Raw genomic sequence first — 26,478 nt, 5'->3', positions numbered from 1 at the left:
CCTTTAGGTATATCAGTCCGTGTTAAATTTTAATTGTACAGCACAAACGGAATAATCTTAACCAGAGGTTTGAGCACCTGATTGCGTTAAATCGCTGCTTAAAAGATTGGGGGTTAGAACTTATCGTATAATCTGTTGAGATCCGCCAACAGAATGGAAAAATTAAACATTCAAGGCGCGCGATCGAATACCCACCCCGCTACAGACTCAAACAACTGCTGATTATGGTAAGGAATGGCATTGGTATTCGGACAGCCTCATCCCGGTCGGAACGCGCCGCGGGTCAGATTCACGTCTACGACGGCGCTGGTAAAGGCAAGTCTCAGGCAGCTTTGGGAGTAGTGTTGCGGTCGATCGGGCTGGGTATCAATTCTGACTCGCCCACGCGAGTCTTGTTGCTGCGCTTTCTCAAAGGCCCCGGCCGCTCCTACGACGAAGACGGGGCAATAGAAGCCTTGCAACGGGCATTTCCGCACTTAATCGACCAAGTGCGTACCGGCAGAGCCGAATATTTTGGGGCCGAAGCAATCACCCGCTTCGATCGCGCCGAAGCTCAGCGAGGGTGGGATATCGCCAAAGGAGCGATCGCCAGCGAGCTCTATTCCGTGGTGGTGCTAGACGAACTAAACCCCTTATTGGACTTGGGTTTGCTGCCAGTTGACGAAGTAGTCCAAACCCTCAAAAACAAACCAGAATATTTAGAAGTCATCGCCACAGGCCGAGCGGCCCCGGAAGCTTTGCTGGAGATTGCCGACTTACACTCAGAAATGAAGCCCCACTATCACCCCGCAGCGGCAGAGCATAATATTTCCGGTATCGAAATATACACTGGAGCGGGTAAAGGCAAGTCTACGAGCGCTTTGGGCAAAGCTTTGCAGGCAATAGGTAGGGGTATCAGTCAAGACCAATCTCACCGGGTGTTAATCGTGCAATGGCTCAAAGGTGGCACGGGTTATACAGAAGATGCGGCGATCGCAGCTTTGCGGCAAAGCTACCCACAGCTAGTAGACCACCAGCGGTGCGGTCGGGATGCTATAGTTTGGCGGGGGCAACAGCAAGAGCTAGACTGCATCGAAGCAGAACGCGGCTGGGAAATCGCCAAATGTGCGATCGCCAGCGGCTGGTACAAAACGATTATTCTCGACGAACTCAATCCCACAGTAGACTTAGAGCTGCTGCCAGTAGAGCCGATCGTCGAAGCCCTGCTACGCAAGCCGCGGGATACAGAAATTATTATCACCGGGCGTTGCCACAAACCCCACGCTTACTTTGACTTGGCAAGCGTACACTCCGAGGTATACTGTCACAAACACTACGGCGATCGGGGCGTAGAACTCAAGCGGGGCGTAGACTTTTAAAGCCCGGAGCGGTACGGAGGGCTGTAACATTGCTCAGGAAAACCAGGGTTTTGTAGGGGTCGTGCCCCCGTGCCGACCCTCCCCATCCACGATTTGGTAGGTGTTTGGCGAGATAGGGGCAGCCACGGGGGGCAGCCCCTACAAGAGAATGAAACAGCCCTGCAGCGGTTGGCGAGTTCGATCCAAGCCAGAATTATTAAATGACGGCCCTGCCTGGAAAACCGGAAATTGCCACAAAGCCTTGTTACCCAGTAACAAATCTCCCAATTTCCCTTGTCTTCCCGATCACCCAGATCTGCCTTTTGTAATCTTTAATTTCCTCCCCTGGACGCGATCCCCGATCGCCAATCCAGAATGGAACATTAAGAATATGAGCCACGTCTTCTTGAGCGTGAGCACCAGAGACAGCGCACCAGGATTATTAAAGGGTGAAGACATTGAAAATAAAAGCTTACAAGCAAAAAATCCGCGAGGGAGAAAGTCTAGACAGGGTTAACGCCAGTAGGCTAGACTTGCGGCTGGCAAACAGGTTAAACTACAGCGGAATCCAAACATTCGGTGTTCTAGGCAGTGTCTGTAGTCGCACCAGCGATGACCAACAAGTAGAGGAGTGAAGCTGTATGACAACTTTAAGTGACGATCCTAATCAATTAGATTTAAACCTTCCGGGACTGGGCCCGGATACAGTATTCGCCGGAGCCGGAGCGGATTTCGTTAGAACTTCCACCCTGGGCGGCAGCTTAATATTTGGCCAAGCCGATAACGATACTCTGACTTCAGTTGGCCCGGACGATACACTGTACGGCGGCGACGACGAAGATTCAATCAGATCCCAGCGGACTCCGGCTTTGCTGTTTGGCGACGGAGGCTCAGACACCATAGTCGCTGAAGCCCGCGCTACGGTGTACGGCGGTGCGGGAGAAGACTTCCTCCAAGGTACTGTCGAAGCTAACCTCATGTTTGGTAATGAGGGCGCGGATACGATGCTGGGAGGAGCGCAGAGAAGAGACTCGCTCTACGGCGGCAAGGACAATGACTCGATCGGCTTCTTCATCGCAGGCGGTGGCAACAACCTCTCCTTAGAGGGTGGTTTGGGTATTGGCTTCGCTGGCAATGAAGGCAGCAACTTCTTGCGGGGCGACTTGGGCGACGACTTGGTTGTAGGTATCAATGTAAGAGACACTCTCTTCGGCGGTAAAGGCAACGACACACTGTACGGTGTGGCCAGCAACAGCTACCTGTCGGGCGATCTTGATGACGACATCTTAGTCATTACCAACAGTACCCAAACCAGCCCATTTACTTCCGACGTGATCACGATCGGCATTGAGAGAACCACCTTGCTCGGCGGTGCCGGCAACGATTCTCTCAAAGGCGCGATCGGCGAGTTTGGCGGTGGCAGAAACTTCTTTGACGGTGGCGACGGTAACGACACAATCAACGTTTTTGCCACTTCTGATACTGCGTTGGGAGGTGCAGGCGACGACTTCATCATGTCGGCGTCGGTGCCGAATGTAATTTCGAGCGTAGGCGCCTCCAGTTCATTTCCAGGCTTCGCGGGTCGCAACTTGCTCGACGGCGGAGTAGGCAATGACACGATCGTTGCAGCTTTTGCGACTGATACAATGATCGGCGGCGAAGGCAACGACAGCTTGAGCGGTACATTTACTAACGCAGCCGGTGGAGATGGCAACGATACTATCGATGCTACCAAGGCCTTTTTTGGTGGTACTGGTACTGCTTTGATTACTCTCGAAGGCGGGCTGGGTAACGATTCGTTAATTGGCTACACCAATCCTACTACTGCCAGCAGCTTCACCGTCACCAACCTCATGAACGGTAGCGAGGGAAGTGACACCATCATCTTTGGCAGCCAGTTCGATCGCCTGATTGGCAACTTTGCGGGTAACGACTTCATCTCCTACGCTAGCAGCGTCACCTTTACCGGCACAGTCGTCAACTTGATTACCGATACTGTAGGCAGCAACTTCATTATTGGTGGCAACGGCACTGATGTGGTCACTACTGGTAACGGGGATGACATCCTGTTCGGCGACTCATTCAATGCTACCGACGCCCTCGGAGGAGCCGGGAACGATACCTTAGATGCCGGTGGCGGGAACGACACGCTGCTGGGCGGCTTTGGAAACGACTATTTGATCGGGGGCGACGGTAACGACTCTCTCGGCGGCGGGCCTGGTGCTGACACCCTGATTGGCGGATCGGGTAATGACAGCTTCTACTACAACAACTTCGGCGAGGGCGTCGCGGCGGGTACTACTAACGCAGACCAAATCGGCGATTTTACGATCGGGCAAGACAAGTTTATCTTCCAAATCAATAACTCCAACGGCTTCCCCAACTTGAGGGGAGTGCAAAATACGAATCGACTTTCTTCGCAGGCGTTCTTGGCGCTTGAGAGTGGGGTGTACAACAGCAGTTTTGGTCCAGCAGGGGCGGGGCCGACAGAGCCGTTCGTCTTTTATGAAAATTCAACTGGACGACTAGGATTTGACTCTGACGGTTTTGGTGGTTCTGACCCAGGCGTTACGCTGGCAATTCTGAATGGCAGACCTGGCATTACGGCTGCTGACATTACCCTGATTTAATTTGGGTAAAAGTGGGTGGGGTCGATTGTGAAACATCGCCCTACCAACTCTCAAAACTAATTGTGCTATGTTTCGAGCTGGGGATATCCATCCCTGGCTTTTTTATTGGCATTGGGCATTGGGGATTGGGCATTGGGGATTGGGCATTGGGAATCGGGCATTGGGCATTGGAAGGAAGGGGCAGTTAGCCGATGAATTTTGCCACCCACCATTAATCTTGATAAACCAGCCCCCAACTCAAAGACGATATAATTGAGATATGATTCATTCAGTTGACAGTTGACAGTTGACAGATGAGTGCGACCTCTACCTAGAAGGAAGAGGATTGGAGTAATGAATAGTTTTCTTTTAATTTCTCCCGATCAGGGAGAGGCTTTAAACCAATTCTTTCTGGTAAAAGTCGATTATCGTAGCAGACCAGTATTTTTTTTGTCCTTCAAAAAAAGTTGTCAATAGTGAAACTGCCCAATGGTCATCTAGCAGATTTAGGCAATAAAATAGAAGAATATTCTCTAAATCTGAATCACCAAGAAGGAAAAAATAAAGCTATTTTGTTTGCCAGTAAGTTAGGCATTACCCTAAAAAATGCTGAAATGCTCAAACAGGCTTTAAAAGAAGCTGCTATCAACGAAGATGTTGTTATTCAAAAAAACAATGAATACGGAACACATTACAACATGAAATTCGGGCTAAAAACCGCAGTAGGTGAATCTCTGATTCTAGCAGCTTGGATCGTCCGCTCCGGTGAAAGTTTCCCCAGATTAACAAGTTGTTATCCCGTCAAAAAGTGAGGTAAAAACAATGAAAACAATTAAAGACCTAGATATTGTTGCTTTAACTGAAGATTTAGAAGCAACCCATTTTGAAACAAAACAAATCCTTAAATTATATAAAGGACAAGTAGGAACAGTTGTGATGGAATTTGATGGCAGTGCTTTTGAGGTAGAATTTTCTCATCAAGATGGCACAACTTATGCAATGGAAACAATTCCCGCCACAAGATTAATGCTTTTGCATTATGAATTACTAGAATCTGTAGGGGCGGTTCGCCGATGAATTTTGCCACGCACCAATAATGTTGATAAATCCGCCCCCACCCAACGAATAACCCCGATTAAGCATCGTCGCCCAACCGTTAAATTCAATTAATTCTGAATTTTGGGTGGGTGGGGGCGGGTTTATGAGATGGTTAGTTTTGGGCAATTATGGTTGGTAAAACCCGCCCCAAGATATTGGTATAAATAATTTAGGATCATTATAAAAAATCCCGCAAACATATCGTTTGCGGGATTTAGTAGGCAGGAAACTTGTAGCAAATACTGTTACTAAGCTTTGTCTACAATCTCTTTTGCTTTATCTTTGAGGTCTTCTTTCAGGTGAATTGCTGATGCTTGGTCTTGCTTGGCTTGACCTTCTAATTTATCTTTCTGATTGCCTGTAACTTCGCTAGCAGCTTCTTGGATTTTGCCTTCAATATTCTTCGCTGTTGCTTCGACTCTATTTTCAATGCTCATAATTTTATATTCTAACTCTACAACTATTAATATAGGACTTTAAATTTGAGTCTGTATCTCTCTTTAGATAGATTTGTTATTACCTTTAAGCTGTTCTACATTTAAACTGCATTATTTGTGGTCTATACCCCATACTGTAAGGGGTTCAAGCAAGAAATTTAAATGACTAACAGCTTATTTCTAAGTTACCAGAAAGAATTGGTTTAAAGCCTCTCCCTGATCGGGAGAAATTAAAAGAAAACTATTCATTACTTCAATCCTCTTCCTTCTAGGTAGAGGTCGCACTCATCTGTCAACTGTCAACTGAATGAAAGGTTCGATCGCAATTTCGACAAGTTTATTTTTGGACGACAAACCCGATTTAATGGCGATCGCAGATTTAGGCACTTTAAACTTTTTCGCCAACAACACGATTAATTCTTGATTAGCTTTTCCATCGACTGGTGGCGATTTGAGATGTACTTTGAGGCTGCCGTCTGGTTGCTCTTCGATGCTTTGCTGTTGGGAATTTGGTTTGACTTTGACTGTAAAAATCGTCATACTTCAACTGTTTCTGAATGTTCGATCTTTGTTCCCAAAACCTTCAGAAATTCAGCTAACCAGTTAGGATGAGCAGGCCACGCGGGGGCTGTGACTAAGTTGCCATCTACTACGGCTTCGGTAACGGGAACTTCGGTATATTTGCCGCCGGCCCGGAGTATGTCGGGGCTGCAAGCGGGGTATGCAGTGCAGCGTTTGCCTTCGAGCACGCCGGCGGCGGTGAGGACTTGCAAGCCGTGACATATAGATGCGATCGGCTTTTTATTATTAGCAAAGTAGCGGGTAATTTGCAGCACTTTTTGGTTGAGGCGGATGTATTCTGGGGATCTTCCTCCGGGGATAATTAAAGCATCGTAATCGGCGCAGTTGATTTCGTCAAAAGTCGCGTTTAAAGTGAAGTTGTGACCGGGTTTTTCGCTGTAGGTTTGGTCGCCTTCAAAGTCGTGAATTGCAGTGCGAATTGTTTGACCTGCGGCTTTGTCGGGGCAGACTGCGTGGACCGTGTGACCTACCATTTGTAGTGCTTGGAATGGTACCATTACTTCGTAGTCTTCTACAAAGTCGCCGACTAGCATTAAGATTTTTTTGGCTGTCATATTTGTAACTCCTGTTATTTAGTTTTGGTTAAATAGGATTTAAAAGACTCGGCGGTTGAAACCGCGTCTACACAAACAAAACCCGCCGACGCGGGTTGAAGACTCGGCGGTTTCAACCGTACATCTTATTTGGGATCTAGAAACCGTTGCGGCCCCAAATCACCATTGAAATTGAGAAGGAGAACAAAACTAGCACCGAAACCCAACCGAGTGACAAAATATCCATAGCTATTTACTGAACGAACTGTACAAAGTGACTCCAACCCTTATGATAATTTAATTTGAGCCATTTTTGGAATGAAGGTGCTGTGAAGGATTCGTCAAATTTTAGTGCGGCTGAACGGGTAGAATCTTTGAAGGCAGGGAGTGTAGCTGCTTTGTCTTGTTTGCTGGGTTTTGGGGCGATCGCCCTTGTTAACAGCTTAATCCTAGCCCAGAGGTGGGATTCTCTGGCGAGTTTGCAGGTAAGGGCAATTGACCTAAATTTTGCCTTCAGAGGAGTGATGGCGCTTTTGGGCGGTTTCTTGTTCGGCGTTACCTACCGTTACGCTATCCGCCGCGATACTAACCCGCACCTTAAATCTGGTGTGGTGTTGGCTTTTGGGCTGGTGCGCGCTTTTGGACAGTTGGATGCTGGATTGTCTTTTGAGGCGGGACTTTTTTTTGAGGCGGGCAAGATGCCCGCCCCACAGGAGTTATTGCCGTTTGCGGTTGGTGGTGTCGAGAGTGTGGTATTGTTTGCGATCGCACGTTTGGTGTTGGATTGGGCGATCCTCTTCGTTGGCGTAGCCCCCGTAGGGGCGGGCTTCGCTAACGGGCGATCATTGATTAAACCTTTTGATTCTTGAGTGCGATCGGATTTTACTCGCATCAGGCGCCATTTTTTTGAACAGGCATCTTGCCTGTTCCACAACAAGTAAATTTTCTTGTGGGGTGGGCTTCTAGCCCGCCCCTAGAGATTTAATACTTCATATTCTAGATTGCCGTAAACCATTTGCTTGTCTACCGCCGACAAAACCTTATTGTTAGCAGCATCAGAAACTAAACACTGACAAACTAACTGCGCCACATCCGCGCGGTGAATCGTTCCCGCCACCCGACAATCTTCCGTTAAAACACCGTTCCCCGTCGCCGGTTCCGATTTCAATCCGCCCGGACGAATCACAGTATAAATCATCCCGCTTGCGATCAAATGATTTTCCGCTTTTTCCTTTTCAATTAACACCGGGCGCAAAGTTTCTAAAGCTTGCGGCGGCAAAGCGGCGGCAGTATTACCGCTACCAATAGATGAGACTAAAATAAACTTTTGCACGCCTGCTTTAACGGCAGCATCAATCAAGTTTTTGTTTCCCAAATAATCGGCTCTTTCCCCATCTTTTGGCAAGCCGCCAACGGTGCTGATTGTGGCATGAATTGGTTCGCTGCCAGCCATTGCAGCTTCGACAGCCGCAGTGTCCAAAGCATCGCCAGTCATGACTTTGATGCCCATTGCTTCTAATTCGGTGCGCGTTGCGGGCGATCGCAAAAGTGCTGTTACTTGCATCTTTTGTGCTACGAGACATTTTGCGATTTCTAGGCCGACGCCTCGACTAGCACCTGCTAAAAAGATGTGGGATTTATCTGTCATATTAATTTTGTTTTAATTTGTGCAGAAGTTGGTTTTTTTGACTTGGGAATAGTATACAACAATCTTCTGTGATTTTTTGAATTAGTTTTTTTTACCGCAGAGGGCGCAGAGGGCGCAGAGGAAGAGAGGGGAAAGATTGGCAATTGCTGATTTATATTAGATTTTTTTTCCCACCATTACTAGCCAAGATTGAGCTTCGCGCGGTAAGCCGGGAGGGCGATAGTAATGATTGACAATTGCAAATCCTGCTTGTTCTAAACAGGGTGTTAAAGTTTCGTATTCCCATCCCGCGGTGTAGCGTTTTCCTGTCGGCCGTTCGTCGTAGCCTTCCCAATTTCCCCGGCACATTGACATGACAATTGCACCGCCAATAACTAAGGCTTTGTGCAAATCTTGCAGCACTTTCACCATTTTGTCGCTGGGAATGTGAATCATGGAAGCGTTGGCGAAAATACCGTCAAATTCTGCCTTTGGTAAGTCGAGATTCAGAAAAGATTGCTGCCAAACTTCGCAGCCGGATAATTTCTTTGCTATTTCTACAAAAGCCGGAGTTGCATCTAATCCTACAACTGTATGTCCTTGGCTTTTAAACGCTACTAAGTCTCGTCCTGGCCCGCATCCTATATCGAGGATTTTACCGGGATTGCGGGGCATGGCAGCGGTGAGTGCGTCGCGATTTTGGGATACGTCGTGATGCCATGTTCCTTGCAGGAAAGATTCGGCGGTTGCTTGGTATTCTGCGATCGTAATTTCTTCGCGTTTGTCCACAGTTTCCCCTATTGTATGATTTGATATTGGTTAATTCAAGAAGACCGGGCGAATAGAATTCGCGTCTACACAGACAAAACCCGCCTCCGCGGGTTGAAGAATTGGCGGTGAAATTCTTTAGTCCGCGGAGGCGGACATCGTTTTTGTAGGCGCGGTTTAAACCGCCGTCTGATCTTTTGAATTAACTTCTAAGATAGAACCGTCGGGAGATTCGATCGCAAATCCCGCATCTCGAATCATATCCCAATCTTGATTGGCCGCTTGTCCGGGAGTAGTCAGATAATCGCCCACAAAGATAGAATTAGCTGCATAGAGTCCGAGGGGTTGTAAGGAACGCAAATGCACCTCCCGTCCCCCAGCAATCCGAATTTCTTGGCTGGGAAGCAAAAATCTGAACAAGCAGAGAATCCGCAAACATTGGCGGGGATTTAAGCGATTAACCTCGGCAAAGGGCGTTCCGGGGATTGGAATGAAAAAGTTGACTGGTACGCTGGTAACGCCCAAATTCCGCAACGACAGCGCTAAATCGATCGCATCATCATCCGATTCGCCCATCCCCAAAATTCCGCCGGAACAAGTGGTGATTCCGGCTGCTTTGACGTTTTCGACGGTTTCTGTGCGATCGGCAAAAGTGTGAGTTGTGCAAATCTCCGTGTGGTATGATTCGGAAGTGTTGAGATTGTGATTTACCCGATCGACTCCAGCTTTAGCCAAACGGTGAGTTTGCTCCTCGCTCAACAACCCCAAACAAGCGCAAATTTTCAGGTTATAATTTGCTTTCACAGTCTCGACAGCATCCAAAACGCGATCGAAAGTAGATGCGTTGGGTTGGCGGCCAGAAATTACCAAACAAAACGTACCAGCTTTTAAATCTGCCGCGCGCCCGGCCGCCTCCAGAATTTTTTCCTTAGCTAAAAGCGGATATTTCTCTATTTCCGCAGTCGAGATTTTGGACTGAGAACAATAATGGCAATCTTCAGGACAAAGGCCGCTTTGAGCGTTTAGCAAATAGTGCAATCTGACGCGGTTTCCCCAGTAATGGCGGCGCACCCGATAAGCTGCGTTTAGTTGTTCCAGCAAAACCTCATCCGGTGCACGCAATACGGCTAAAGATTGCTCGCGAGAGATACATTTGCCCGCCAGCGCGTCGTCAGCCAAATCGTTCCAATTGGGTAAATTCATCACTAAAATTAAAGGGTTTACAAAGTATCCAAAACCTGACGGATCACCCGATAAATCGATTCTAATTCATCAGGAGAAATGCAGTAGGGAGGCATCACATAAAGCGTGTTTCCCAAGGGACGGAGCAAAAACCCCGCTTCGAGAAATCTGGCTTTCAATACAGGGCCGATCTCATTAAAATAACCGGAACTGCTTTCGGTTTTCACATCCATTGCTGCGATGGTGCCGCAAGTCCGAATCCGTTCGAGTTTAGGATGATCTCTCAGCCATTGATTCAGGTATTTGTGGTGCAGTTTTTCCATCCCTTCATACATATTTGGATTTTGCTCCAAAAGCTCCAGGGATGCCACACTCACCGCACAAGCTAAGGGATTTCCGGTGTAAGAATGACCGTGATAAAAAGCTTTGTCCGATTCATCTCGCCAGAAAGCTTGATAAATATCCTCCGATGCCATTGTGACAGAAAGTGGCAAGCAGCCACCAGACAATCCCTTAGATAAACACAGAATATCCGGTGCAGTTCCAGATTTAAGCGAGGCAAACAGTTCGCCCGTGCGCCCAAAACCCGTCATCACTTCATCGTAAATCAACAATACATTATATTGGCGGGCCATTTGTGCGATCACCCGCAAAAACTCAGGGCGGCACATTCGCATTCCCGCAGAACCTTGCACCAAAGGTTCGATAAAAATTCCTGCATAGCCCTTTCCATGCTTCAACAAAGACTCCAGTTTCTCCAAACACCGCGTCTCCTTGCTTTCCACCTCCTCATCGCCATCAAAAGTCGCAGGAAAAGGCACAACATCGCCAGGAAACATTAAAGGTGCAAAAGGTTCCCACCACAGCGAACTTCTGCCAGCAGACATCGCGCCCACAGTATCACCGTGATAACCTCCCTCAAAACCAATAAAGCTAGTGCGGTTAGTTTCTCCGAGATTTAGCCAATATTGAAATGCCATTTTCAGAGCAACTTCAACAGCAGTCGAACCGTTATCAGAAAAGAAAATCCGCGTCAAAGAATCAGGAGTATGAGTTATCAATTTATCGGCAAGTTTCTGGGCTGGTTCGTGCGTAAATCCGGCAAAAATTACGTGTTCTAAAGTTTGAGCTTGTTTGTAAAGAGCCTCAGCCAGAACCGGATGACTGTGCCCATGAATCGTCACCCACCAACTAGAAATACAGTCGAGAATTTGCCGCCCGTCTTCTAATTCCAGCAGCGCTCCTTTGCCGCGAACCACCTTCAGCGGCGGGGGAGCAGTTTTCATTTGCGTGAAAGGCTGCCAAATCGGTGAACTTGAAAAAATATGCTCCTGATTAGCCGTCATTTTTTCCCGTCTAACTAACATCAACTCCCTTTTTAATATAGCAAATTTTACTCACTTATGAACTTTTTATTCTTTCTTCTTTCTTCTTCTCTTCCTTAGCGTCCTTCGCGCCTTCGCGGTTCGTTAAAAAAAATTAGTTGGTTGGAAATAGCTGGGCTGCAACCTTTCCAGCCATACCGCCTGCGGGCGACAGTTACAATTTTCTGCCCTTAAGCAAATAAGTCGTCATTGCCCCTTTACCTTTAACATTAATTTTACCGCGCTTTTCCAACAAATACTTATCGCACAGCAACTCATAAGTTGAGCTGCTAACTTGAATTTTACCAGGAAGTCCCTGAGACTCCATGCGGCTTGCTGTATTCACAGCATCTCCCCACAAATCGTAAATAAACTTTTTAGTGCCGATGACACCTGCTACAACAGGCCCAGTATTGATGCCAATGCGGATATTAAGAGGTTTACCGCATTCGTCGCGGAATTTCATAATTTCTTGCTGCATTTCTAGGGCCATTTCCGCAATAGATTCGGCGTGATTTGTACAGGGAAGCGGCAAACCGCCTGCTACCATATAATTGTCGCCGATCGTCTTAATTTTTTCTAAGCCGTATTGCTCGCTCAAGCGATCGAAAGCTGAAAATATTTTGTTAAGCAATTCGACTAATTCTTCAGGAGACGTGCGGGAGGATATTTCGGTAAAGCCCACAATATCAGCAAACAAAACCGTAACCTCGGCAAATCCGTCGGCAATATTTATCTGACCTTGTTTTAGGCGATCGGCAATCATTACCGGTAAGATATTTAGTAATAAACGTTCCGACTTTTTTTGTTCGGCCCGCAATATTTCCTCAGCTTGTTTCCGCTGTGCGATTTCCTTGTATACTCGGTGAAACATTTGATTGAATGCGACCATGAGTTCTCCCAACTCGTCATCGCGCTTGACAGAGAGAGAGTAGAAATCAGGTTTTTCTCGATCTTTGCTCAAAGCGTCTCCTGCAGCGATCAAGTCATCGCGCAATCTCAAGATAGGTGCAATTACTGTCACCCCTAAAAATAACATAGTCACAGAAGTGACAAAGGCTGATATAATGATGACTAGAACCGCAATCCGCCCGATAAATGCGTAGAGTTCCGGTTGAACGGTGGAAGCATCGTGGCGAACAATTAAGATGTAATCGCCTCCCAAATGTCGCTCCGTCCAAGCAATATCGTAGCGCTTGCCATCGAAATTGTGATTGTGAACTATACGAGCTTTTTTTAGTTTCTCTAAACTGATTTCTGGGGGTTCGCCAAGTGTATATATTAGCTCACCGTTAGCATGGTAAATAGATAGTCCTAAGACTACTTGAGAATCTTTAGTAATATTTTTCACTTCTTCTTGCAAGAAAGTGCGATCGGAAATATTTTGTTGCAGCAAAAACTCTAGGGAATCAACAGTCGCCCGAGATACCTGTTCTAATTGACTTAAAAGTTCATTTTCTCGCCTAAAATAAGAGGGAACTAAAATAATTCCCTCTATCACAAGAATGCTAGCAAATACCCACAAAGCTATTTGCCTAGACAAGCGAGATTTGAAAAAACCCAAGAATGATAAAATCCGCAATGGCATAAAATTTACTATTTTGCAAATGGCTAATTTAGGACATAGGAAAAGAAACCGGGTTTCTCGTAATAAATTTTGGGTTGGTCAACAAATCAACTGCGCCGAAACCGGGTTCCTCACATCCTCTGTGTAATTCCTGTAATTGTCAGCAGTCAACAGCCAGCAGCTATTAACTGTTAGTTCTTGGCTGACGACTAACAACGAATGACTGATGACCCCGCCCAAAAACGGATACCAGCCCCCGACTTAACTCGTGGATATATAAAAATTTTAGACCAAAGTTCAAGATCCCAGATTCACCTGTGCAGTAAATCTAAAATCTAAAATCTAAAATCTAAAATCTAAAATTGACTGACTTCGGACTAACTAGCAGACCCCTTAATAATATAATAAACAAATTAAACCGAAACTGCGCTGACTAACCTGCCTAGAAGCAGATAAGTATTCATATCGCCCTTGCCTTTGACCTGGATAATTCCTCTGTCTTCAAACAGATACTTATTTTGCAAGATATCGTAAGTTGATTGTGTGACTTGAATCGCGCCGGCAACCCCGTGGGATTCCATGCGGGCTGCTGTATTAACGGCATCGCCCCAGAGGTCGTAAATGAATTTTTTAGTACCAATAACCCCCGCAATTGCAGGCCCGGTATTGATGCCGATGCGAATGTTAATTCCTGCATGATGTTTGGCATTAAAATTTGCTAATTCCTCCTGCATATCTAAAGCCATTTCAGCAATGCTTTCGGCGTGGTTGGTGCTGGGATTTGGCAAACCTCCCACTACCATGTAAGCATCTCCAATTGTTTTGATTTTTTCCAAGCCGTACTTTTCCGTTAAACCATCGAAGGCTGAAAAAATTTCGTTGAGAAACTTGAGCAATTCTTCGGGAGATATTTGTGCTGAAAGCACGGTAAAGCCTACGATATCCGCAAACAAAATCGTGACTTCTGCGAAACCGTCAGCAATACTGCTTTGACCATCTTTTAGCTTAGCAGCAATGGACTCGGGTAAAATATTGAGCAGCAGGCGATCGCTCTTTTCCTGTTCTTTCAGCAATTCTACATTAGTTTCTTGCAATTGTGCGGTGCGTTCCCTGACCCGCTGTTCTAATTGTTTAGCATTTTGGCGCAACCTGCTGATAGATAAAGTTAATCCTGTCACCCCTAAAATTGAAAGTCCTGCTAACAGTAAAAACAGGTATTTCAGTTCACTGCGAGTATTTTGAGTGATGGTATCGAGAGGTTGAGTAATTTCTAATATCCCCCGTACATCTCCCACTTTCCAGTTTTTTTTGGGACTGAAGGAGTTAGTGTTGTGACAGCTAACGCAGCTAGGAGTTAGAATATCTGCCTCGGCATATCGAAATGCTGGCTTGCTGTGAAAATCCTCACGTCGGAAAAATTTTTCTGTCGGATTTTTCATCAAATAGGTAATAGCTTGCCGTTCAAAGTCGTCTCGGACTCCGCCTTCTTTTCGCCGCCAGGGAAACGGGTAGTCGCTGTAGAGACGAACTGATACTTCGGGATTTTTCTTTGTGATATTGTTGCCGAGTTCTATTAAGAATGTGGCAGGTACGGGAACTGTTACTTTTGTCGGGTTGTAGTCGTGGGTAAAGTTAATTGCTTTAGCGGTGTTTAGAGGATTGACAACATCGGAACTGTAAAGGGTGCGTGCTTCTTTAATAGCTTGGGCGTAGAGGGTGGCATTTTGGAGGGCTTGCGATTCGATTAGGGTTGAGGAAAGACGAGACATATGTGCCATCGCTACTCCTACACCTACACAAAATAAAATTGTCACCGCAAGCAGAATTCGCTTGTAAATTAATTGGCTGATGGCAGCCCGAATGCGAGAAATCAACTGGCGCATGGTATCCTCAAGTGTGAGGTTTAAGCTTGATTTGATTTTATGCACTACTAACATAACACTGCTTGTTCAGAGTGTTTTGCTGGCGTCAGGGGTAAAGCCAGACTGGAGAGTGCAAAGGATGGTTAATTATTGTTTACCGCGAGTGTTTCGCTTATCCGTAAGAATACGCATAACTTGATAGTGGTTTTCTGTTGAGTGAAGTACAGATGATCGAGTAAGCACAAGGCAGTACCGTGTCCCTAGTTCACGCATTTTTTGTTCTATCTCGGTTAGGATAGCAATTGTAGTCTATGGTTGGCGATCGTGAATTCTGACTCTACTGTCTCACCTACTAACAAGGAAATTTTTCCGGGAGAAGTTTTCGTCAATACTGCGGATTTTGATACCGGCATTCGGCGGCTTTTACCGAAATATGACGAAATGCTGGATGTATTAGCAGCCTGCATTGCTAGCACCAACCAGCGGATTTTAGAACTGGGCTGCGGTACGGGGGAACTGAGTTTAAAAGTTCTGCAACGCTACGAGTCTGCGGAAATAGTTGCTGTGGATTACTCGCCGCGAATGCTTGATTTTGCCCGTGCCAAAATAGAGGCAGCAGGATACGCAGCCCGGTGGACTGGCATAGAATTGGATTTTGGAGAATGGGCGAACAATCCAAATTTTTCAGGTTTGGGCGATAAGTTTAATGCTGGCATTTCATCTCTGGCAATTCACCATCTTGAGGATGAGATGAAGCTGAAATTGTTTCAACGGATTGGCGAAAGTTTAACTGCTGGCGGCTGTTTTTGGAATGCCGATCCTGTGGTGGCAGAATCGGCAGCAATCAAAGATATTTATCAAGCAGCGCGGGAAGATTGGGCGCTAAGTCAGGCGGAAACTTTAGCACAAATTCGGGCAAAGGTGGGGACGAGTGTTTCTTACGGGTATTCTAATCCCGATCGCCTAGCTACACTTGCGGCACAGTTGGAAATGCTGGCAAATGCGGGATTTGAGACTGTGGCGGTTCCTTGGAAGTATTACGGTATGGCGGTGTTTGGGGGATTTGTTAATTAAATTATTTAAGGATTAAAATTGAGCGATTGAAATCGCCTCTAGACAAACAAAGTCCGCCTCCGCGGACTAAGAAATGAGCAAACACCATTTGTCAATTTAAGGGGCGGGGGCGGTAATTTCTGTAGGTGCGATCGCCCCCGGTGCAGGTACTGCTTGCTTTTCCAGTAGTTGGCGCTGTTTGTTGCGAAATTCTGCGGCGGCATCGTTCAAATTTTGGCGCTGTTCGGTATTGAATTCTTCCATGCTGCGGCCGCCTCCCAGTCGGGATCTGTGAATTAAGTCAAATATTCCGCTGCCGCTGCTGCGGCCGGAAAAAGGGTCGGTGTTGTCTTGAGTTTGAAAGTCTTGCAGTGGTTGGGCGTTATTATTATTTAAATTGCTGGCTTGAGCGAAGGTTGCTTGAGGCGATAAAAGAGCACAGGTGGCGATCGCGCTTGCAGCAACCCAAATCATCAATTTGCCCGATCGAGAAGTTTTGGCTTTCATAATTTATTAGTTTAACCTTCAAAAAAACAATTGTATCTCAACAATATGCTGACTTGTGGCTAAATATTGTACCACTCAAAAGCTAGTCAAGGGCGGGCTAGAAGACCGCCCCACAAAAATCGATCGCCCTTCCTCACGCAAACCGGCGGCGCAGCAGGGGTTGAATGCTCAGCAGCGCTACGACATCAAAGGCTAGCAAGACTAACAGCGCTCCTCCAAAGGTAACATTACCCCAAGGAGCGTGCATGACGACGCTAGCTAGCGACCAATCGCTGTGCAGGTACAAATAGCGGATGGGTTCGATCGCGTAACTCAGAGGATTGAGAGTTACTACAACTTGCAGCCACTCTGGCATAAACGACAGCGGCGCGAGGGCGGTGCTGGCAAATAATAGGGGCAGGTTGGTAACAAAAATAACTGCGATTAATTCTACGTGGCCCGGAAGCGCGAAGGCTAAACCGAGGCTGATGCCGGTGACGCCCAAAACTAACAGCAGGACTATTAGGGCGATCGCCCCCAGTCCCGCAAGTCCGGGGAATCCCGCGCCCAAAAACGCGCCTGCTGTAACGATTGCCCCTGTTTGGATAAAGCTGAGGGTGACGATGAAAATAGCCGAAGCTAGGACGATCGAGAATCTGGAAGCTAGGGGCGCGACTAACAGGCGGTTGAGAAATCCGAATTCGCGATCGAACATGATCGGCAAACCGGCATTCAGCGCCCCGGCAAATGCAGTAAAAACAATCACGCCTGCGCCGAGAAATTGTCCGTAATTTTGGCTTTCGCCGAACAAGCCTGCGGGAGCATTTTCAAACAGCGCGCCGAACAAAACCAACCACATCAGCGGCTGAATAATTCCTGCAACTAGCGTCGAGGGGCGGCGCTGCAATTGAATAAACAGGCGTTTGGTTAAGGCGAGGGTTTCTTGGATAAAGTCGCCCAGCAGGGAACTCGAAGTGTCAGCGGATGGCGTGGCGAGTGGCCGCTGCTGGTTGAGGTTGTTGGGGGATGTAACAGTACCGCTCATAATTGCTTGTTGATTAAATCTAACTATCTTTAGGGTAGCAAGTCTGGAGGTATTGGTGTGGTTGGGGGGGCGATCGCTTTTTGTGTGGAGTTTTGGTAAACTGAATATCATGTTATCCCACGCACCAGACCTCGCCGAACAAGTTAATGATGGGGAATTTATCGAATTGTGGGTAGATCCGATTGTTTTTCCCCCTCGTATTTTGATGTTAGTGAGTGGAAAGAATGGAGGTTTTTGTATTTATGACCCATCAGCAAACTATAAGTCTCTGTTTTTAAGTTCAAGCTATGATGAGGCTCATTCATGGCTTTTGGAAGATGAGTATGAGCGCTGCGATGGTCGGCTTTTAGCGGAGGAAATTGCTTGATTTTTTTAGAGGAGATATTGTGGTCAAATTAAGTATAAGCTCTCATTAACGCTACTGAATATGCTACATTGAGTATGAAGAATTTGGCAAAAAAATGTCTTGTACTTTCACGGCAATTGTTTATTGGGAAGAGGATGTTTATGTAGCCGAGTGTCCTGAAGTGGGAACGGCTAGCCAAGGAGAAACGATCGAAGAGGCGATCGCCAATCTCAAAGAAGCAACGGAACTTTATTTAGAAGAATTCCCTCTGCCTAAAACTTCCCCCCGTCTGCTAACTACATTTGAGGTATTGAGTGCCTAAACTACCGCGAGTTAGTAGTGCAGAAGCCATCCGGGCTTTGGAACGCTTAGGCTTTATTCAAGTACGGCAGCGAGGCAGTCATGCTATTTTGAAGAAACAACTACCGATCGATGATGAGTCGAATCCTCAAGGCGCGATCGAGGTTGGCTGTGTAGTACCAGTGCAGCGCAAAACTTTGGCAGTTGGAACCCTCAAAAGTATTTTAAATCAGGCTGGGATTTCTGTTGAAGATTTTTTGAGCAATCTTTAGATATATTGAAAGGGCGATTCCCTACCCTTCGGGATAGTTCGGCTAAACAATGGAGGATAAAGCTATGTCATCAAGGGCGTTACCGAAGCCCTCGAAGAGGATCGCAACTTTGGTCAAAATCATGGAATCTCTGCCGGAAATTCTGCAAGATAGAGTTGTTCAACACCTGCGAGAATATATTCTCAAATCAAATAACCAGCAACTATCGGAGTGTTTGATTTATGCTAATTGAGAAGATCGTTCAAGAACTACAAGACATTCCAGAAGACAAACTTGCAGAAATCTATGACTTGATTCACTACTTTCGCCTCGGATTAGGACGAGAACAGCCACAGCCTCGCAGGCCTGGTTTACTGACAGGAAAACTCGGTGATACTTTTTTTGAGCCCCTACCAGAAGAGGAACTCGAACAATGGGAATAAGCTATCTCATTGACACCCATATCCTGTTGTGGTGGCTTTTTGACGACCCCAAGCTCAATGCCCAATGCCGCGACATCATTCGCAACCCGGATTTTAATATCATTGTCAGCACTGTTTCAGCCTGGGAAATAGCCACCAAATATCGCATCGGTAAACTTCCCGAAGCCAAACAGATTGTCGGGGAATATTCGCAAATCCTCCACCGATCGCAATTTATCGAATTAGCTATAACTTCAGCCCATGCCCTTCGCGCTGGCAGCCTGCCTATTGCCCACCGCGATCCGTTTGACCGGATGATTATGGCACAAGCTGAACTCGAAAATTTACCAGTTCTTACCTACGATACAGCTTTTCATACGGGACTGATTGAAGTTATTCCCGCCGCCGAATCAAGAGTATGAGCATGGAAAGGGCGATCGCACTTTTGGGAATAAGGGCGAGCTCACTTTTTAGCGATCGCATATGAAAGAGAGTTAATGGGGATGGGATAAGGGCGATCGGGCTTCAGGAAAATAAGGGCGATCGCAGACTTACAACTTAGCATTCCCAGGTTACGCAGTCAGAAGGCAGTTATGGTTTAGCAGCTTTAACATCTTCAACCATTTTAATCGCCTCTTTGATTGCAATTTGACCGCTTTCTACGGCCCTAATTAAATCCTGAGCGTCTTTCGGGCTAATTAAATTGAGCCTGACGGGTTCTTTCAAGGAAACAATAAATTTATTTTTATCGCTGTCTTCCAGCTTAGAGGCTGTTTCTTTGGCTTTAATATCTCTTGCCTGTTGTTTTAAGTTTTCAAGCCTTTCTGCTTTTTTTCCATCGTCAAAATTGCCATCAAATATTCGTTTTACCCCTACAAGACCAGCAGCACCTAAAGCTGCAGCGCCAACAACTAATCCTACGGGAGGTGCAACGACCCACAACCCCAATAGAACTGGTACACCACCGAAAGCTGCCACCGCCGCACCAGCACCGGCAGCCCCCACCACACCAATGCCAATTTCTGCTAAAATCCCTAATTTATCGTGTGGGTTTTTTTCCAGTTGCTCTATTGACTTCAGAATTTGCTCTTTGGTTGGCGTTTTATTTGCCGACATATTCGACCTCAATTTTTTTGCTAATTTTGGCAGTTAAGCAGTGATGACGTTGCAGAAAATTGTATTGAAAACGTCTATCATTAGTTGAAAAAATGCTTTGGCAATCTCAATAATGTCTTGAGCAATTCCAATAATTCCATCAGACACCTCTTTGCCTTGGGCGCGTTGATCGAGTCGGTGGCCGGCTATTGCACCAATTGGGATACCCAGCACTGTTGCCAAAGGTGCTAATAAGGGGCCGACAAATGGTATCGAATTTGCCAAAATTCCTACAACGACGCCAACAGCAGCCCCTATGGCTAAATTGGGATGCGCTTTGACAAATTCTATGATTTTAATGAGGAGAATTTTGCCGATGAGTAAAACTTTGTTACCAGCTTTTTTCGTGTATGTGGCAAGTTCATGTAGCCGGATCGAGACTTCATGCGGCAAGCCGGTATCATTTAACCACACATACAAGTCGCTGCTACTCATTGCATCAGCATCGACTTGCCAGAGAGCCATTTTTAAATTAGCTTGCGGTAGGGATAATGCACTAGACATGATTTTTTATCCTATTGTAAACTACAAAATTTTTACGAACATTTCACGAGTCTCAAAGCCCCTAATTTAATTTTAAGTTAATTTTTATGTAGTGTAAAGTAGGATAATGTCACAAATTGCCAGGAGTTAATAAAATTAGCTAGCCGTTAAAAGTCATATTTTGCCCTTCTTAGCCATAAAACGTCAGAAAAAGTCTGATAGAATAGATAAAACCTCCTACATTACCCAATAAATGGATGTTCAAGAACTCTTAAGGTTGGCCGATGGTTTGGTGTTCACTAAGACGGGCAAACACCTAGACGATCTGCAACAGGCAGTAGTACGGGGAACTTGGGAAGGTAAAAGATACTCCGAAATTTCCAAAGAGGTTCATTGTACTGAACGCTATGTCAGAAATGTTGCCTCAAAGTTATGGCAAACTCTTTCAGAAATATTAGATGAAGATGTAATGAAATCAAATTTGCGCTCCACAATGGAGAGGTATGAATTTTCTAAAGTTTCAAATTTTGGTGATTTTAATTTTATACAAAACAAAGGTAACATCAACGTTTGCACAGAAACCTCGCACCCTCCAAAAACTCCCCAAAACTCACCGCCTACACAAACCTCAACTGAAAACAACACCGAACAAAAACCGCGACTTGATTTAAGAGATGCACCGGAACTCAAAACCTTCTACAACTACCCCAACTCACCCCTCACCACCATCGAAAACTCGATCGCCCGCCAAAACTGCCGCCTCCTCACCATCACAGGCATGGCAGGCACCGGCAAAAGTGCGATCGCCCGTAACCTCATCCCCCAAATTCAAACTCAATTCGATCGCATCATCTGGCGCAGTCTCCGCACCTCCCCACCCCTAGAAACAACCCTCAAAAATATTATTCAATTTCTCTGCGATCGAACCGATATTAACTTTTCCACAAACACCGACACTCAATTGTCAATCCTAATAGAAGCATTGCGCGACAATCGCAGTCTGATCGTACTTGATGACGTGCAGCAAATTCTCAGCAGCGGGCAACTTGCAGGATATTATAAACCCGGATATGAAAATTACGGAACCCTCTTTAAACTCATCGGCGAAATTCCCCACAATAGCTGCTTAATCCTCAATAGTTGGGAACCTCCCTCAGACATCCTCACATTTACCGACGATAATTCAGCAGTATGTTTATTACAGTTAACAGGTTTAGGTGAAGCCGCCACCGAAATTCTGAGAGAAAAAGGTTTATTAGATGAAGAAACATGGCCAGAATTGATTGAGCTTTATCACGGCAATCCCCTCTGGTTAAAATTAGTCGCTCAAACTATTAACAAGTTATTTAACGGTAGAGTTTCTCAATATTTAAGCTATCAACCAGTATTTTTAGGTGACGAATTGACACCGATATTGCAGCAGCACTATCAGCGGTTGTCGGAAATAGAAAAACAGGCGATCGCCCTAATCAGCAATGAAAGTGAACCTGTTTTGCTTACCCAATTGATGGCAAAATGTCAAGGGTCACAACGCGAATTATTTAAAGCACTTCAATCTTTAGACAGACGGGCAATAATTGCAAAATTGAGCTGTGAAGCTGAAACCGTTTTCACGATTCCACCTGTGTTAAAACAGTATGTTAAAATGGTTGCATAATAGTCTTAAATATCTACCTAAATGAGATAAAACCATGACCGCAACTCCTCTCCAACCTAAGCAGATGCTCAGTTTCGAGCAATTTGTCAAGCAACTTCCCGATGAAGAAGGCCGCTATGAACTCGTCAATGGAGAAATTGTGAGAATATTACCAATCAGACTGCACGAAACCCTCGCTGAATTTCTTTCAGATGCTTTCAAAGACGAGGTAAAAAGACTCAAGCTCAACTACTGGGTATCTGGCAGAATTGTGGTGAGGACGTTAACTCCAAATGGTAAAGAACAAGGTCGCAATCCTGATGTGAGTGTAGTAGATAAAACGGTCTGGGACTCAGCTCCTTTCGCTTACTCAGCACTAATTGAACCGCTGCAATTAGCAGTAGAGATAGTATCAACAAATTGGGAAGATGATTATATCGACAAGCTGGATGAATATCAGCGGCTGGGAATTTCTGAATATTGGATTGTCGATTATTTAGCTTTGGGTAGCAGAAACTATTTGGGCAACCCGAAAGAACCGACTGTTTTTGTTTACCTGCTTGATGAAAATGGGGTTTATCAAATGACTGCTTACCGAGGGATCGATCGCATAATATCCCGAACTTTCCCAGAATTAGCACTGACAGCAGAGCAAGTATTGGATGTATGATCTCAAATTCAGCTTAAATATCGGTTTATCTCGTTTATGAACAGGCAAGATGCCTGTTCCACAATAAAATTCACTCTTTGTGGAACAGGCATCTTGCCTGTTTCTGACGAACTTTTCCCTTCCCTCAAACTACGATCGCATCGCCGCCTTTTGTTCCGCCTTCAAATCGCGGTTGCTAGCAGCAGCCAACTCCGCATCCAACAGCGTCTTACCAGTCGCGGCTAAATACACATCATCCAAACTCGGCCGAGATTGAGCAATCCCAAACGCAGGCAATCCCGCATCTTTCAAAGCTTGCTGAATACTCACCAGCGCATCGCTTTGGGCACTCACTACCAAATTGAGAGAATTTCCTTGGGCGCTGTTGATAATTACTTCCTGTACAAAAGGCAGAGACTGCATTAAAGCTTGGGCTTTTTGGGCTTCTTCGATCGGCGAAAACTCCCGAATCCGCAGAGTCACCCGATCGCCCCCAACCCGATTTTTCAACTCCTCCGGCGAGCCCTGTGCAATCACCGTACCCTTGTCAATAATCGCCACGCGATCGGCCAAAGCATCGACTTCTTCTAGATAATGACTCGTAATCAAAACCGTAGTACCTTCCTCTCGCAAGCGGCGCAGGAAATCCCACACCACCAACCGACTTTCAATATCGAGCCCCACAGTCGGTTCGTCTAACACCAAAACATCCGGCTGGTGAAGCAACCCAGCAGCCAAATCCAAGCGCTTGCGGATACCGCCGGAATAAGTACCCGTCTTTTTATTTTCCCACTCCTCCAAACCGAGGAGTTGCACCATTTCGTCAATCCGCCCTTTAATCGTAGGGCGCGGCAAATGGTAAAGCGCCGCTTGCAGTTGCAGGAGTTCCCGGCCCGTCAACACCTTATCGAGAGCCACTTCTTGAGCCACATAGCCTAGTCTCTGTCGAGCAATTCTCGGCTGGCTGACTGCTGAAATGCCAGACACTTCAATGCGTCCGCTGTCTGGCGATGTTAAAGTACAAAGTACCCGCAGGGTAGTGGTTTTACCAGCACCGTTGGGGCCTAGCAAACCAAATATTTCCCCCGGTTCTACCTTGAAGGAAACATCTTTAACGGCTTCTACAGTGCCGTAGCGTTTCTGAAGATTTTCAATTAAAACGGCGGGAGCCATATATTTTAAGGATGAACTGGTTGTTAATATTTTGACACTTCTGGGCTGAATTTGCCGGAATGGGCGATCGACCATTCCGACTTCCTGTGCTTGTGGCGATCGCACCATCCTCCTCAACCGGAAACTGCTTATAGTTTTGATTCTTAATATCAGTTTAAAAAATATTAACTTTATAGCGGTTTTCAACCCTGATATTCATCAGTTTTTCCACTCTCCAATCTCCCATCTCACATCCTAAAAATTATGAGTTTTGAGTTAATTATAACTTTTTAGTTAACAACTCAAAACTCACAAGTTTTCAACAAGTAGAGATGCACCCGAAACCTGTTATTTTATAATTATCTCTACCTATAGGCTGATGTGTAGCGAGATTTTGATAATTAACACTCTGGTCAAACACATCACACTTTCGATCCAACTATTAAACACAAAAAACTTCCCGAAGTGGCAAGTTATACTTGTAATGAGTGCCCCAACAAATGTAATTGTATGCCCGTGCTTTCAACCCCCGATAGTGATCAGTCATTACCAATTCTTTAATCAAAAATCGCAAATCGAAAATGGTATTAACTCCCCTAAAGAAAGTTGGCTGCCACGTCTTTAATCGACAATTTTTACCCAACCGCGGCGAACGTTGTAAAGCAGTCGGTTGATGATGGCATACTCATCTTCATTCAGTGTTCTTTCTAAGAGTGCAGATCTGAGCTGTCTCCGGTCGTGGCGAGTCACGACGCTGGAGAACATGACCTGACCAAATAACTCTTCGAGTGTCATTTGGGATACTGACATGATAAACCTCCTAGTTGATTGAGACAGATAAAATTTTAACAGGCTTGTTGTATTTGTATTATGCACTCTGGGAGCGACTTCAAAGGCGATCGAACACATTGACACGGTGTGATTTTTTGGTTAAAAATCTGTGACCGAGACTTTGATTCCCAGTGACTTGGATCTCTTAAATTTGTGATGCTTGTCACAGTTGACAGTTGACAGTTGACAGTTGACAGTTGATCGAAGGAAGAGGGAAGAAGGAAGAGGTGAGAGGGAAGAGGGAAGGAGGGCAGAGGGTCGATCGCGACAGCGATAAATCTCAGCTTTCCAGATCGCCCTCAAAAGCCCTCAATCCCGTTCTAATCGGTTCTCAACATCATTAGACCTCTTGCAAAAATAGCTGGGACGGGCAAGATGCCCATCCCACAAAAAGTTTTTTCTCTTGTGGGATGGGCATCTTGCCCGTCCGAAAATTTACTTAAAAGGACTTTTGCAAGAAGCCTATTTTTCCCTATGCCAATTTTCCAGCTAATTGAGGCATCGGTCAATAGTCGCCACAACCGACTCAGCCAAGTCTTTCAGCGCGTAACCCCCCTCCAATCCAAAGGCGATGCGACGGGTGAGTTGCAGGCAGTATCCGGTGAAAGTACCGAAATCTGACGGAGCCAGAGTCATGCTCGCCAGGGGATCGGAAACAGTAGCGTCGTAACCGGCGCTGACAATCAACAAATCCGGTTCAAATTTTGACAAAAACGGCACGACAAGAGATTCAAAGGCGCTCAGGTATTCAGCTATACCGCCGCCCGGATACAGGGGAATGTTCAGCACGTTGTCGTAGGCCCCGCGCTCCTCGGCATCTCCCGTTCCCGGATAGCACGGAGATTGGTGCAGGGAACAGTAGACAATTTGGCGGCAGTTTTCCACCAAAGATTGAGTGCCGTTGCCGTGGTGCACGTCCCAGTCAAGGACGGCGACGCGATTGATTCCCGGCTGTTCCAGGGCGTAGTGAGCGGCGATCGCAGCATTGGAAAACAAGCAAAAACCCATCGCGCGGGCGTTTTCGGCGTGGTGTCCCGGCGGCCTGGCCAGCACAAAAGCCGGTTCCCCCGCAGCCACCACTCGATCGACCCCATCGAGCCAAGCACTTGCCGCTAGCAGCGCTACGTCGTAACTTTCTGCAGAAATCGGCGTATCACCGTCGAGGTAGCCGCCTCCCCGGTGAGCCAAATGTTGGACTTCTTTGATGTATCTTTGCGAGTGAACTTTTTTGATAGCCGAGAACAGTGCTTGTTCGCGCTGCGCCACTGGGGTGGGCAGTTGCCACTCAATTTGAGCCGCCCAAGGAGCAGCTTTCAGAGCATTGACGATCGCCGTTAAACGTTCTGGTCGCTCTGGGTGAAGCATTCCAGTCTTGTGCAGCAAAAAATCGGGGGAGTAGATAACGGGTAGCATCAGCAGATTTTAGAGTTAATTTTTTATATCTTAGATTTTCATTTTGATTTAATTCGACATTCGGCTTTGTGAAATTAAAATTGCGTCCGGGCAACCATTTTAATTGAGATCATCTGGGGCTTTGTAAAAAGATTTTTTCTTAATGTGCGCTGTTGAGAACTCGCTTCCGGATCTAACCCCCTGCGAACTCTCCATAGCACCCATTAAAGCTGGCGCGATCGATGCTTTTTTTTAATTTTTTAGATAGCACTCAAAAAAACTCACCAAAACATGAAAGCCGACCGCCTCAA

30 protein-coding genes and 1 pseudogene are annotated in these 26,478 nt (G+C 46.1%); 14 read left to right on the top strand and 17 right to left on the bottom strand.

What is annotated here, in order from left to right; genetic code table 11:
* Window positions 1-224 precede the first annotated feature (224 nt).
* From QUA58_RS15530 to QUA58_RS15515, 4 genes are all read left to right on the top strand, one after another.
* Entirely contained in the window at window positions 225-1,358 is a 1,134-nt protein-coding gene (locus tag QUA58_RS15530) for a cob(I)yrinic acid a,c-diamide adenosyltransferase (RefSeq protein ID WP_333394730.1), read from the top strand.
* A gap of 620 nt (window positions 1,359-1,978) precedes the next feature.
* Window positions 1,979-3,967, top strand: a complete 1,989-nt coding sequence (locus QUA58_RS15525; RefSeq protein WP_333394728.1) for a calcium-binding protein — start codon at window positions 1,979-1,981, stop codon at window positions 3,965-3,967.
* Between the two features lie 455 nt (window positions 3,968-4,422).
* The gene (locus QUA58_RS15520; protein ID WP_333251875.1) at window positions 4,423-4,758 is read left to right on the top strand and encodes a DUF6883 domain-containing protein; all 336 of its coding nucleotides are present in this window, start codon (window positions 4,423-4,425) and stop codon (window positions 4,756-4,758) included.
* Between the two features lie 10 nt (window positions 4,759-4,768).
* Window positions 4,769-5,023, top strand: coding sequence for a DUF4926 domain-containing protein (locus tag QUA58_RS15515; RefSeq protein WP_333394726.1), 255 nt, complete (start codon window positions 4,769-4,771; stop codon window positions 5,021-5,023).
* Window positions 5,024-5,292: 269 nt separating this feature from the next.
* Here the strand turns inward: QUA58_RS15515 and QUA58_RS15510 are convergent, their stop codons facing one another.
* From QUA58_RS15510 to petN, 4 genes are all read right to left on the bottom strand, one after another.
* Entirely contained in the window at window positions 5,293-5,481 is a 189-nt protein-coding gene (locus tag QUA58_RS15510) for a CsbD family protein (protein ID WP_333251873.1), read from the bottom strand.
* Between the two features lie 285 nt (window positions 5,482-5,766).
* Entirely contained in the window at window positions 5,767-6,021 is a 255-nt protein-coding gene (locus QUA58_RS15505) for a DUF167 domain-containing protein (RefSeq protein WP_333394724.1), read from the bottom strand.
* Window positions 6,018-6,617: a DJ-1/PfpI family protein gene (locus tag QUA58_RS15500; protein ID WP_333251871.1), complete on the bottom strand. Its 600-nt coding sequence runs from the start codon at window positions 6,615-6,617 to the stop codon at window positions 6,018-6,020. Before QUA58_RS15500 ends, QUA58_RS15505 begins: the two co-directional genes overlap by 4 nt.
* A 136-nt stretch (window positions 6,618-6,753) precedes the next feature.
* A complete protein-coding gene (gene petN / locus QUA58_RS15495; RefSeq protein WP_071883976.1) occupies window positions 6,754-6,843 on the bottom strand; it encodes a cytochrome b6-f complex subunit PetN in 90 nt (29 codons plus the stop codon).
* Between the two features lie 82 nt (window positions 6,844-6,925).
* Between petN and QUA58_RS15490 the strand changes: the two genes are divergently transcribed.
* Entirely contained in the window at window positions 6,926-7,465 is a 540-nt protein-coding gene (locus QUA58_RS15490) for a hypothetical protein (RefSeq protein ID WP_333309538.1), read from the top strand.
* Window positions 7,466-7,569: 104 nt separating this feature from the next.
* Here the strand turns inward: QUA58_RS15490 and QUA58_RS15485 are convergent, their stop codons facing one another.
* The 6 genes and pseudogenes from QUA58_RS15485 to QUA58_RS15460 all read right to left on the bottom strand — a co-directional run.
* Window positions 7,570-8,244, bottom strand: a complete 675-nt coding sequence (locus QUA58_RS15485) for an SDR family oxidoreductase (RefSeq protein ID WP_333251869.1) — start codon at window positions 8,242-8,244, stop codon at window positions 7,570-7,572.
* Window positions 8,245-8,400: 156 nt separating this feature from the next.
* Complete coding sequence (locus QUA58_RS15480) at window positions 8,401-9,012, bottom strand: class I SAM-dependent methyltransferase (protein WP_333251868.1); 612 nt, start codon at window positions 9,010-9,012, stop codon at window positions 8,401-8,403.
* 156 nt (window positions 9,013-9,168) lie between these two features.
* Window positions 9,169-10,194 (bottom strand): biotin synthase BioB, encoded by a 1,026-nt coding sequence (gene bioB, locus QUA58_RS15475; RefSeq protein ID WP_333251867.1) that lies wholly within the window; start codon window positions 10,192-10,194, stop codon window positions 9,169-9,171.
* Window positions 10,195-10,211: 17 nt separating this feature from the next.
* On the bottom strand, window positions 10,212-11,519 hold the full coding sequence (gene bioA, locus QUA58_RS15470) for an adenosylmethionine--8-amino-7-oxononanoate transaminase (RefSeq protein ID WP_333394723.1): 1,308 nt from the start codon (window positions 11,517-11,519) through the stop codon (window positions 10,212-10,214).
* 193 nt (window positions 11,520-11,712) lie between these two features.
* Window positions 11,713-13,125, bottom strand: coding sequence for an adenylate/guanylate cyclase domain-containing protein (locus QUA58_RS15465; protein ID WP_333394722.1), 1,413 nt, complete (start codon window positions 13,123-13,125; stop codon window positions 11,713-11,715).
* A gap of 392 nt (window positions 13,126-13,517) precedes the next feature.
* A pseudogene (locus tag QUA58_RS15460) lies at window positions 13,518-14,837 on the bottom strand (adenylate/guanylate cyclase domain-containing protein); the annotation flags it as partial.
* A 453-nt stretch (window positions 14,838-15,290) separates the two neighbouring features.
* On the opposite strand from QUA58_RS15460, the gene QUA58_RS15455 reads away from it, so the two are divergent.
* Window positions 15,291-16,040 carry a methyltransferase domain-containing protein gene (locus QUA58_RS15455; RefSeq protein WP_333394721.1) on the top strand — a complete coding sequence of 250 codons (750 nt, stop codon included), beginning with the start codon at window positions 15,291-15,293 and terminating at the stop codon, window positions 16,038-16,040.
* Window positions 16,041-16,136: 96 nt separating this feature from the next.
* Here the strand turns inward: QUA58_RS15455 and QUA58_RS15450 are convergent, their stop codons facing one another.
* A complete protein-coding gene (locus tag QUA58_RS15450; protein WP_333394720.1) occupies window positions 16,137-16,526 on the bottom strand; it encodes a hypothetical protein in 390 nt (129 codons plus the stop codon).
* Between the two features lie 133 nt (window positions 16,527-16,659).
* Entirely contained in the window at window positions 16,660-17,550 is an 891-nt protein-coding gene (locus QUA58_RS15445) for an ABC transporter permease (protein ID WP_333251913.1), read from the bottom strand.
* Window positions 17,551-17,659: 109 nt separating this feature from the next.
* Here QUA58_RS15445 and QUA58_RS15440 point away from each other — a divergent pair, with 109 nt between their 5' ends.
* From QUA58_RS15440 to QUA58_RS15415, 6 genes are all read left to right on the top strand, one after another.
* Window positions 17,660-17,917 carry a hypothetical protein gene (locus tag QUA58_RS15440; RefSeq protein ID WP_333394719.1) on the top strand — a complete coding sequence of 86 codons (258 nt, stop codon included), beginning with the start codon at window positions 17,660-17,662 and terminating at the stop codon, window positions 17,915-17,917.
* Between the two features lie 94 nt (window positions 17,918-18,011).
* Window positions 18,012-18,218 (top strand): type II toxin-antitoxin system HicB family antitoxin, encoded by a 207-nt coding sequence (locus tag QUA58_RS15435; protein ID WP_333251862.1) that lies wholly within the window; start codon window positions 18,012-18,014, stop codon window positions 18,216-18,218.
* Window positions 18,211-18,468, top strand: coding sequence for a type II toxin-antitoxin system HicA family toxin (locus QUA58_RS15430; RefSeq protein WP_333394717.1), 258 nt, complete (start codon window positions 18,211-18,213; stop codon window positions 18,466-18,468). Before QUA58_RS15435 ends, QUA58_RS15430 begins: the two co-directional genes overlap by 8 nt.
* Window positions 18,469-18,532: 64 nt before the next feature.
* Window positions 18,533-18,700 carry a hypothetical protein gene (locus QUA58_RS15425; RefSeq protein WP_333394715.1) on the top strand — a complete coding sequence of 56 codons (168 nt, stop codon included), beginning with the start codon at window positions 18,533-18,535 and terminating at the stop codon, window positions 18,698-18,700.
* A complete protein-coding gene (locus QUA58_RS15420; RefSeq protein WP_333091894.1) occupies window positions 18,690-18,890 on the top strand; it encodes a hypothetical protein in 201 nt (66 codons plus the stop codon). The genes QUA58_RS15425 and QUA58_RS15420 overlap by 11 nt, the downstream gene beginning before the upstream one ends.
* Entirely contained in the window at window positions 18,881-19,291 is a 411-nt protein-coding gene (locus QUA58_RS15415) for a type II toxin-antitoxin system VapC family toxin (RefSeq protein WP_333394713.1), read from the top strand. The genes QUA58_RS15420 and QUA58_RS15415 overlap by 10 nt, the downstream gene beginning before the upstream one ends.
* Before the next feature lie 169 nt (window positions 19,292-19,460).
* On the opposite strand, the gene QUA58_RS15410 is transcribed toward QUA58_RS15415, so the two are convergent.
* Window positions 19,461-19,985: a hypothetical protein gene (locus tag QUA58_RS15410; protein WP_333394711.1), complete on the bottom strand. Its 525-nt coding sequence runs from the start codon at window positions 19,983-19,985 to the stop codon at window positions 19,461-19,463.
* A 33-nt stretch (window positions 19,986-20,018) separates the two neighbouring features.
* On the bottom strand, window positions 20,019-20,528 hold the full coding sequence (locus QUA58_RS15405) for a hypothetical protein (RefSeq protein ID WP_333394709.1): 510 nt from the start codon (window positions 20,526-20,528) through the stop codon (window positions 20,019-20,021).
* Between the two features lie 232 nt (window positions 20,529-20,760).
* Between QUA58_RS15405 and QUA58_RS15400 the strand changes: the two genes are divergently transcribed.
* Both QUA58_RS15400 and QUA58_RS15395 read left to right on the top strand, forming a co-directional pair.
* Window positions 20,761-22,164, top strand: coding sequence for an NB-ARC domain-containing protein (locus tag QUA58_RS15400; RefSeq protein ID WP_333394708.1), 1,404 nt, complete (start codon window positions 20,761-20,763; stop codon window positions 22,162-22,164).
* 34 nt (window positions 22,165-22,198) lie between these two features.
* Window positions 22,199-22,813: a Uma2 family endonuclease gene (locus QUA58_RS15395; protein ID WP_333251857.1), complete on the top strand. Its 615-nt coding sequence runs from the start codon at window positions 22,199-22,201 to the stop codon at window positions 22,811-22,813.
* Between the two features lie 129 nt (window positions 22,814-22,942).
* On the opposite strand, the gene QUA58_RS15390 is transcribed toward QUA58_RS15395, so the two are convergent.
* The 3 genes from QUA58_RS15390 to QUA58_RS15380 all read right to left on the bottom strand — a co-directional run bounded on the left by QUA58_RS15390 (window position 22,943) and on the right by QUA58_RS15380 (window position 26,188).
* Entirely contained in the window at window positions 22,943-23,965 is a 1,023-nt protein-coding gene (locus tag QUA58_RS15390) for an ATP-binding cassette domain-containing protein (protein WP_333394740.1), read from the bottom strand.
* Window positions 23,966-24,565: 600 nt separating this feature from the next.
* Complete coding sequence (locus QUA58_RS15385) at window positions 24,566-24,754, bottom strand: hypothetical protein (protein WP_015175516.1); 189 nt, start codon at window positions 24,752-24,754, stop codon at window positions 24,566-24,568.
* Between the two features lie 510 nt (window positions 24,755-25,264).
* Window positions 25,265-26,188 (bottom strand): histone deacetylase, encoded by a 924-nt coding sequence (locus tag QUA58_RS15380; RefSeq protein ID WP_333251856.1) that lies wholly within the window; start codon window positions 26,186-26,188, stop codon window positions 25,265-25,267.
* Between the last annotated feature and the right edge of the window lie 290 nt (window positions 26,189-26,478).

Source organism: Microcoleus sp. N9_A1, from assembly GCF_036701795.1.
Classification (GTDB): domain Bacteria; phylum Cyanobacteriota; class Cyanobacteriia; order Cyanobacteriales; family Microcoleaceae; genus Microcoleus.
Note: the sequence above shows the minus strand (reverse complement) of the source record. Positions and strands in the feature narration are given on the sequence as shown.

What these genes read in the sequence shown, in the direction of transcription:
- QUA58_RS15530 (WP_333394730.1), top strand. Translation starts at nt 225, where the DNA reads ATGGTAAGGAATGGCATTGGTATTCGGACAGCCTCATCCCGGTCGGAA.
- QUA58_RS15525 (WP_333394728.1), top strand. Translation starts at nt 1,979, where the DNA reads ATGACAACTTTAAGTGACGATCCTAATCAATTAGATTTAAACCTTCCG.
- QUA58_RS15515 (WP_333394726.1), top strand. Translation starts at nt 4,769, where the DNA reads ATGAAAACAATTAAAGACCTAGATATTGTTGCTTTAACTGAAGATTTA.
- QUA58_RS15510 (WP_333251873.1), bottom strand. Translation starts at nt 5,481, where the DNA reads ATGAGCATTGAAAATAGAGTCGAAGCAACAGCGAAGAATATTGAAGGC.
- QUA58_RS15505 (WP_333394724.1), bottom strand. Translation starts at nt 6,021, where the DNA reads ATGACGATTTTTACAGTCAAAGTCAAACCAAATTCCCAACAGCAAAGC.
- QUA58_RS15500 (WP_333251871.1), bottom strand. Translation starts at nt 6,617, where the DNA reads ATGACAGCCAAAAAAATCTTAATGCTAGTCGGCGACTTTGTAGAAGAC.
- petN (WP_071883976.1), bottom strand. Translation starts at nt 6,843, where the DNA reads ATGGATATTTTGTCACTCGGTTGGGTTTCGGTGCTAGTTTTGTTCTCC.
- QUA58_RS15485 (WP_333251869.1), bottom strand. Translation starts at nt 8,244, where the DNA reads ATGACAGATAAATCCCACATCTTTTTAGCAGGTGCTAGTCGAGGCGTC.
- bioB (WP_333251867.1), bottom strand. Translation starts at nt 10,194, where the DNA reads ATGAATTTACCCAATTGGAACGATTTGGCTGACGACGCGCTGGCGGGC.
- bioA (WP_333394723.1), bottom strand. Translation starts at nt 11,519, where the DNA reads ATGACGGCTAATCAGGAGCATATTTTTTCAAGTTCACCGATTTGGCAG.
- QUA58_RS15465 (WP_333394722.1), bottom strand. Translation starts at nt 13,125, where the DNA reads ATGCCATTGCGGATTTTATCATTCTTGGGTTTTTTCAAATCTCGCTTG.
- QUA58_RS15450 (WP_333394720.1), bottom strand. Translation starts at nt 16,526, where the DNA reads ATGAAAGCCAAAACTTCTCGATCGGGCAAATTGATGATTTGGGTTGCT.
- QUA58_RS15445 (WP_333251913.1), bottom strand. Translation starts at nt 17,550, where the DNA reads ATGAGCGGTACTGTTACATCCCCCAACAACCTCAACCAGCAGCGGCCA.
- QUA58_RS15440 (WP_333394719.1), top strand. Translation starts at nt 17,660, where the DNA reads ATGTTATCCCACGCACCAGACCTCGCCGAACAAGTTAATGATGGGGAA.
- QUA58_RS15435 (WP_333251862.1), top strand. Translation starts at nt 18,012, where the DNA reads ATGTCTTGTACTTTCACGGCAATTGTTTATTGGGAAGAGGATGTTTAT.
- QUA58_RS15425 (WP_333394715.1), top strand. Translation starts at nt 18,533, where the DNA reads ATGTCATCAAGGGCGTTACCGAAGCCCTCGAAGAGGATCGCAACTTTG.
- QUA58_RS15420 (WP_333091894.1), top strand. Translation starts at nt 18,690, where the DNA reads ATGCTAATTGAGAAGATCGTTCAAGAACTACAAGACATTCCAGAAGAC.
- QUA58_RS15415 (WP_333394713.1), top strand. Translation starts at nt 18,881, where the DNA reads ATGGGAATAAGCTATCTCATTGACACCCATATCCTGTTGTGGTGGCTT.
- QUA58_RS15410 (WP_333394711.1), bottom strand. Translation starts at nt 19,985, where the DNA reads ATGTCGGCAAATAAAACGCCAACCAAAGAGCAAATTCTGAAGTCAATA.
- QUA58_RS15405 (WP_333394709.1), bottom strand. Translation starts at nt 20,528, where the DNA reads ATGTCTAGTGCATTATCCCTACCGCAAGCTAATTTAAAAATGGCTCTC.
- QUA58_RS15400 (WP_333394708.1), top strand. Translation starts at nt 20,761, where the DNA reads ATGGATGTTCAAGAACTCTTAAGGTTGGCCGATGGTTTGGTGTTCACT.
- QUA58_RS15395 (WP_333251857.1), top strand. Translation starts at nt 22,199, where the DNA reads ATGACCGCAACTCCTCTCCAACCTAAGCAGATGCTCAGTTTCGAGCAA.
- QUA58_RS15390 (WP_333394740.1), bottom strand. Translation starts at nt 23,965, where the DNA reads ATGGCTCCCGCCGTTTTAATTGAAAATCTTCAGAAACGCTACGGCACT.
- QUA58_RS15385 (WP_015175516.1), bottom strand. Translation starts at nt 24,754, where the DNA reads ATGTCAGTATCCCAAATGACACTCGAAGAGTTATTTGGTCAGGTCATG.
- QUA58_RS15380 (WP_333251856.1), bottom strand. Translation starts at nt 26,188, where the DNA reads ATGCTACCCGTTATCTACTCCCCCGATTTTTTGCTGCACAAGACTGGA.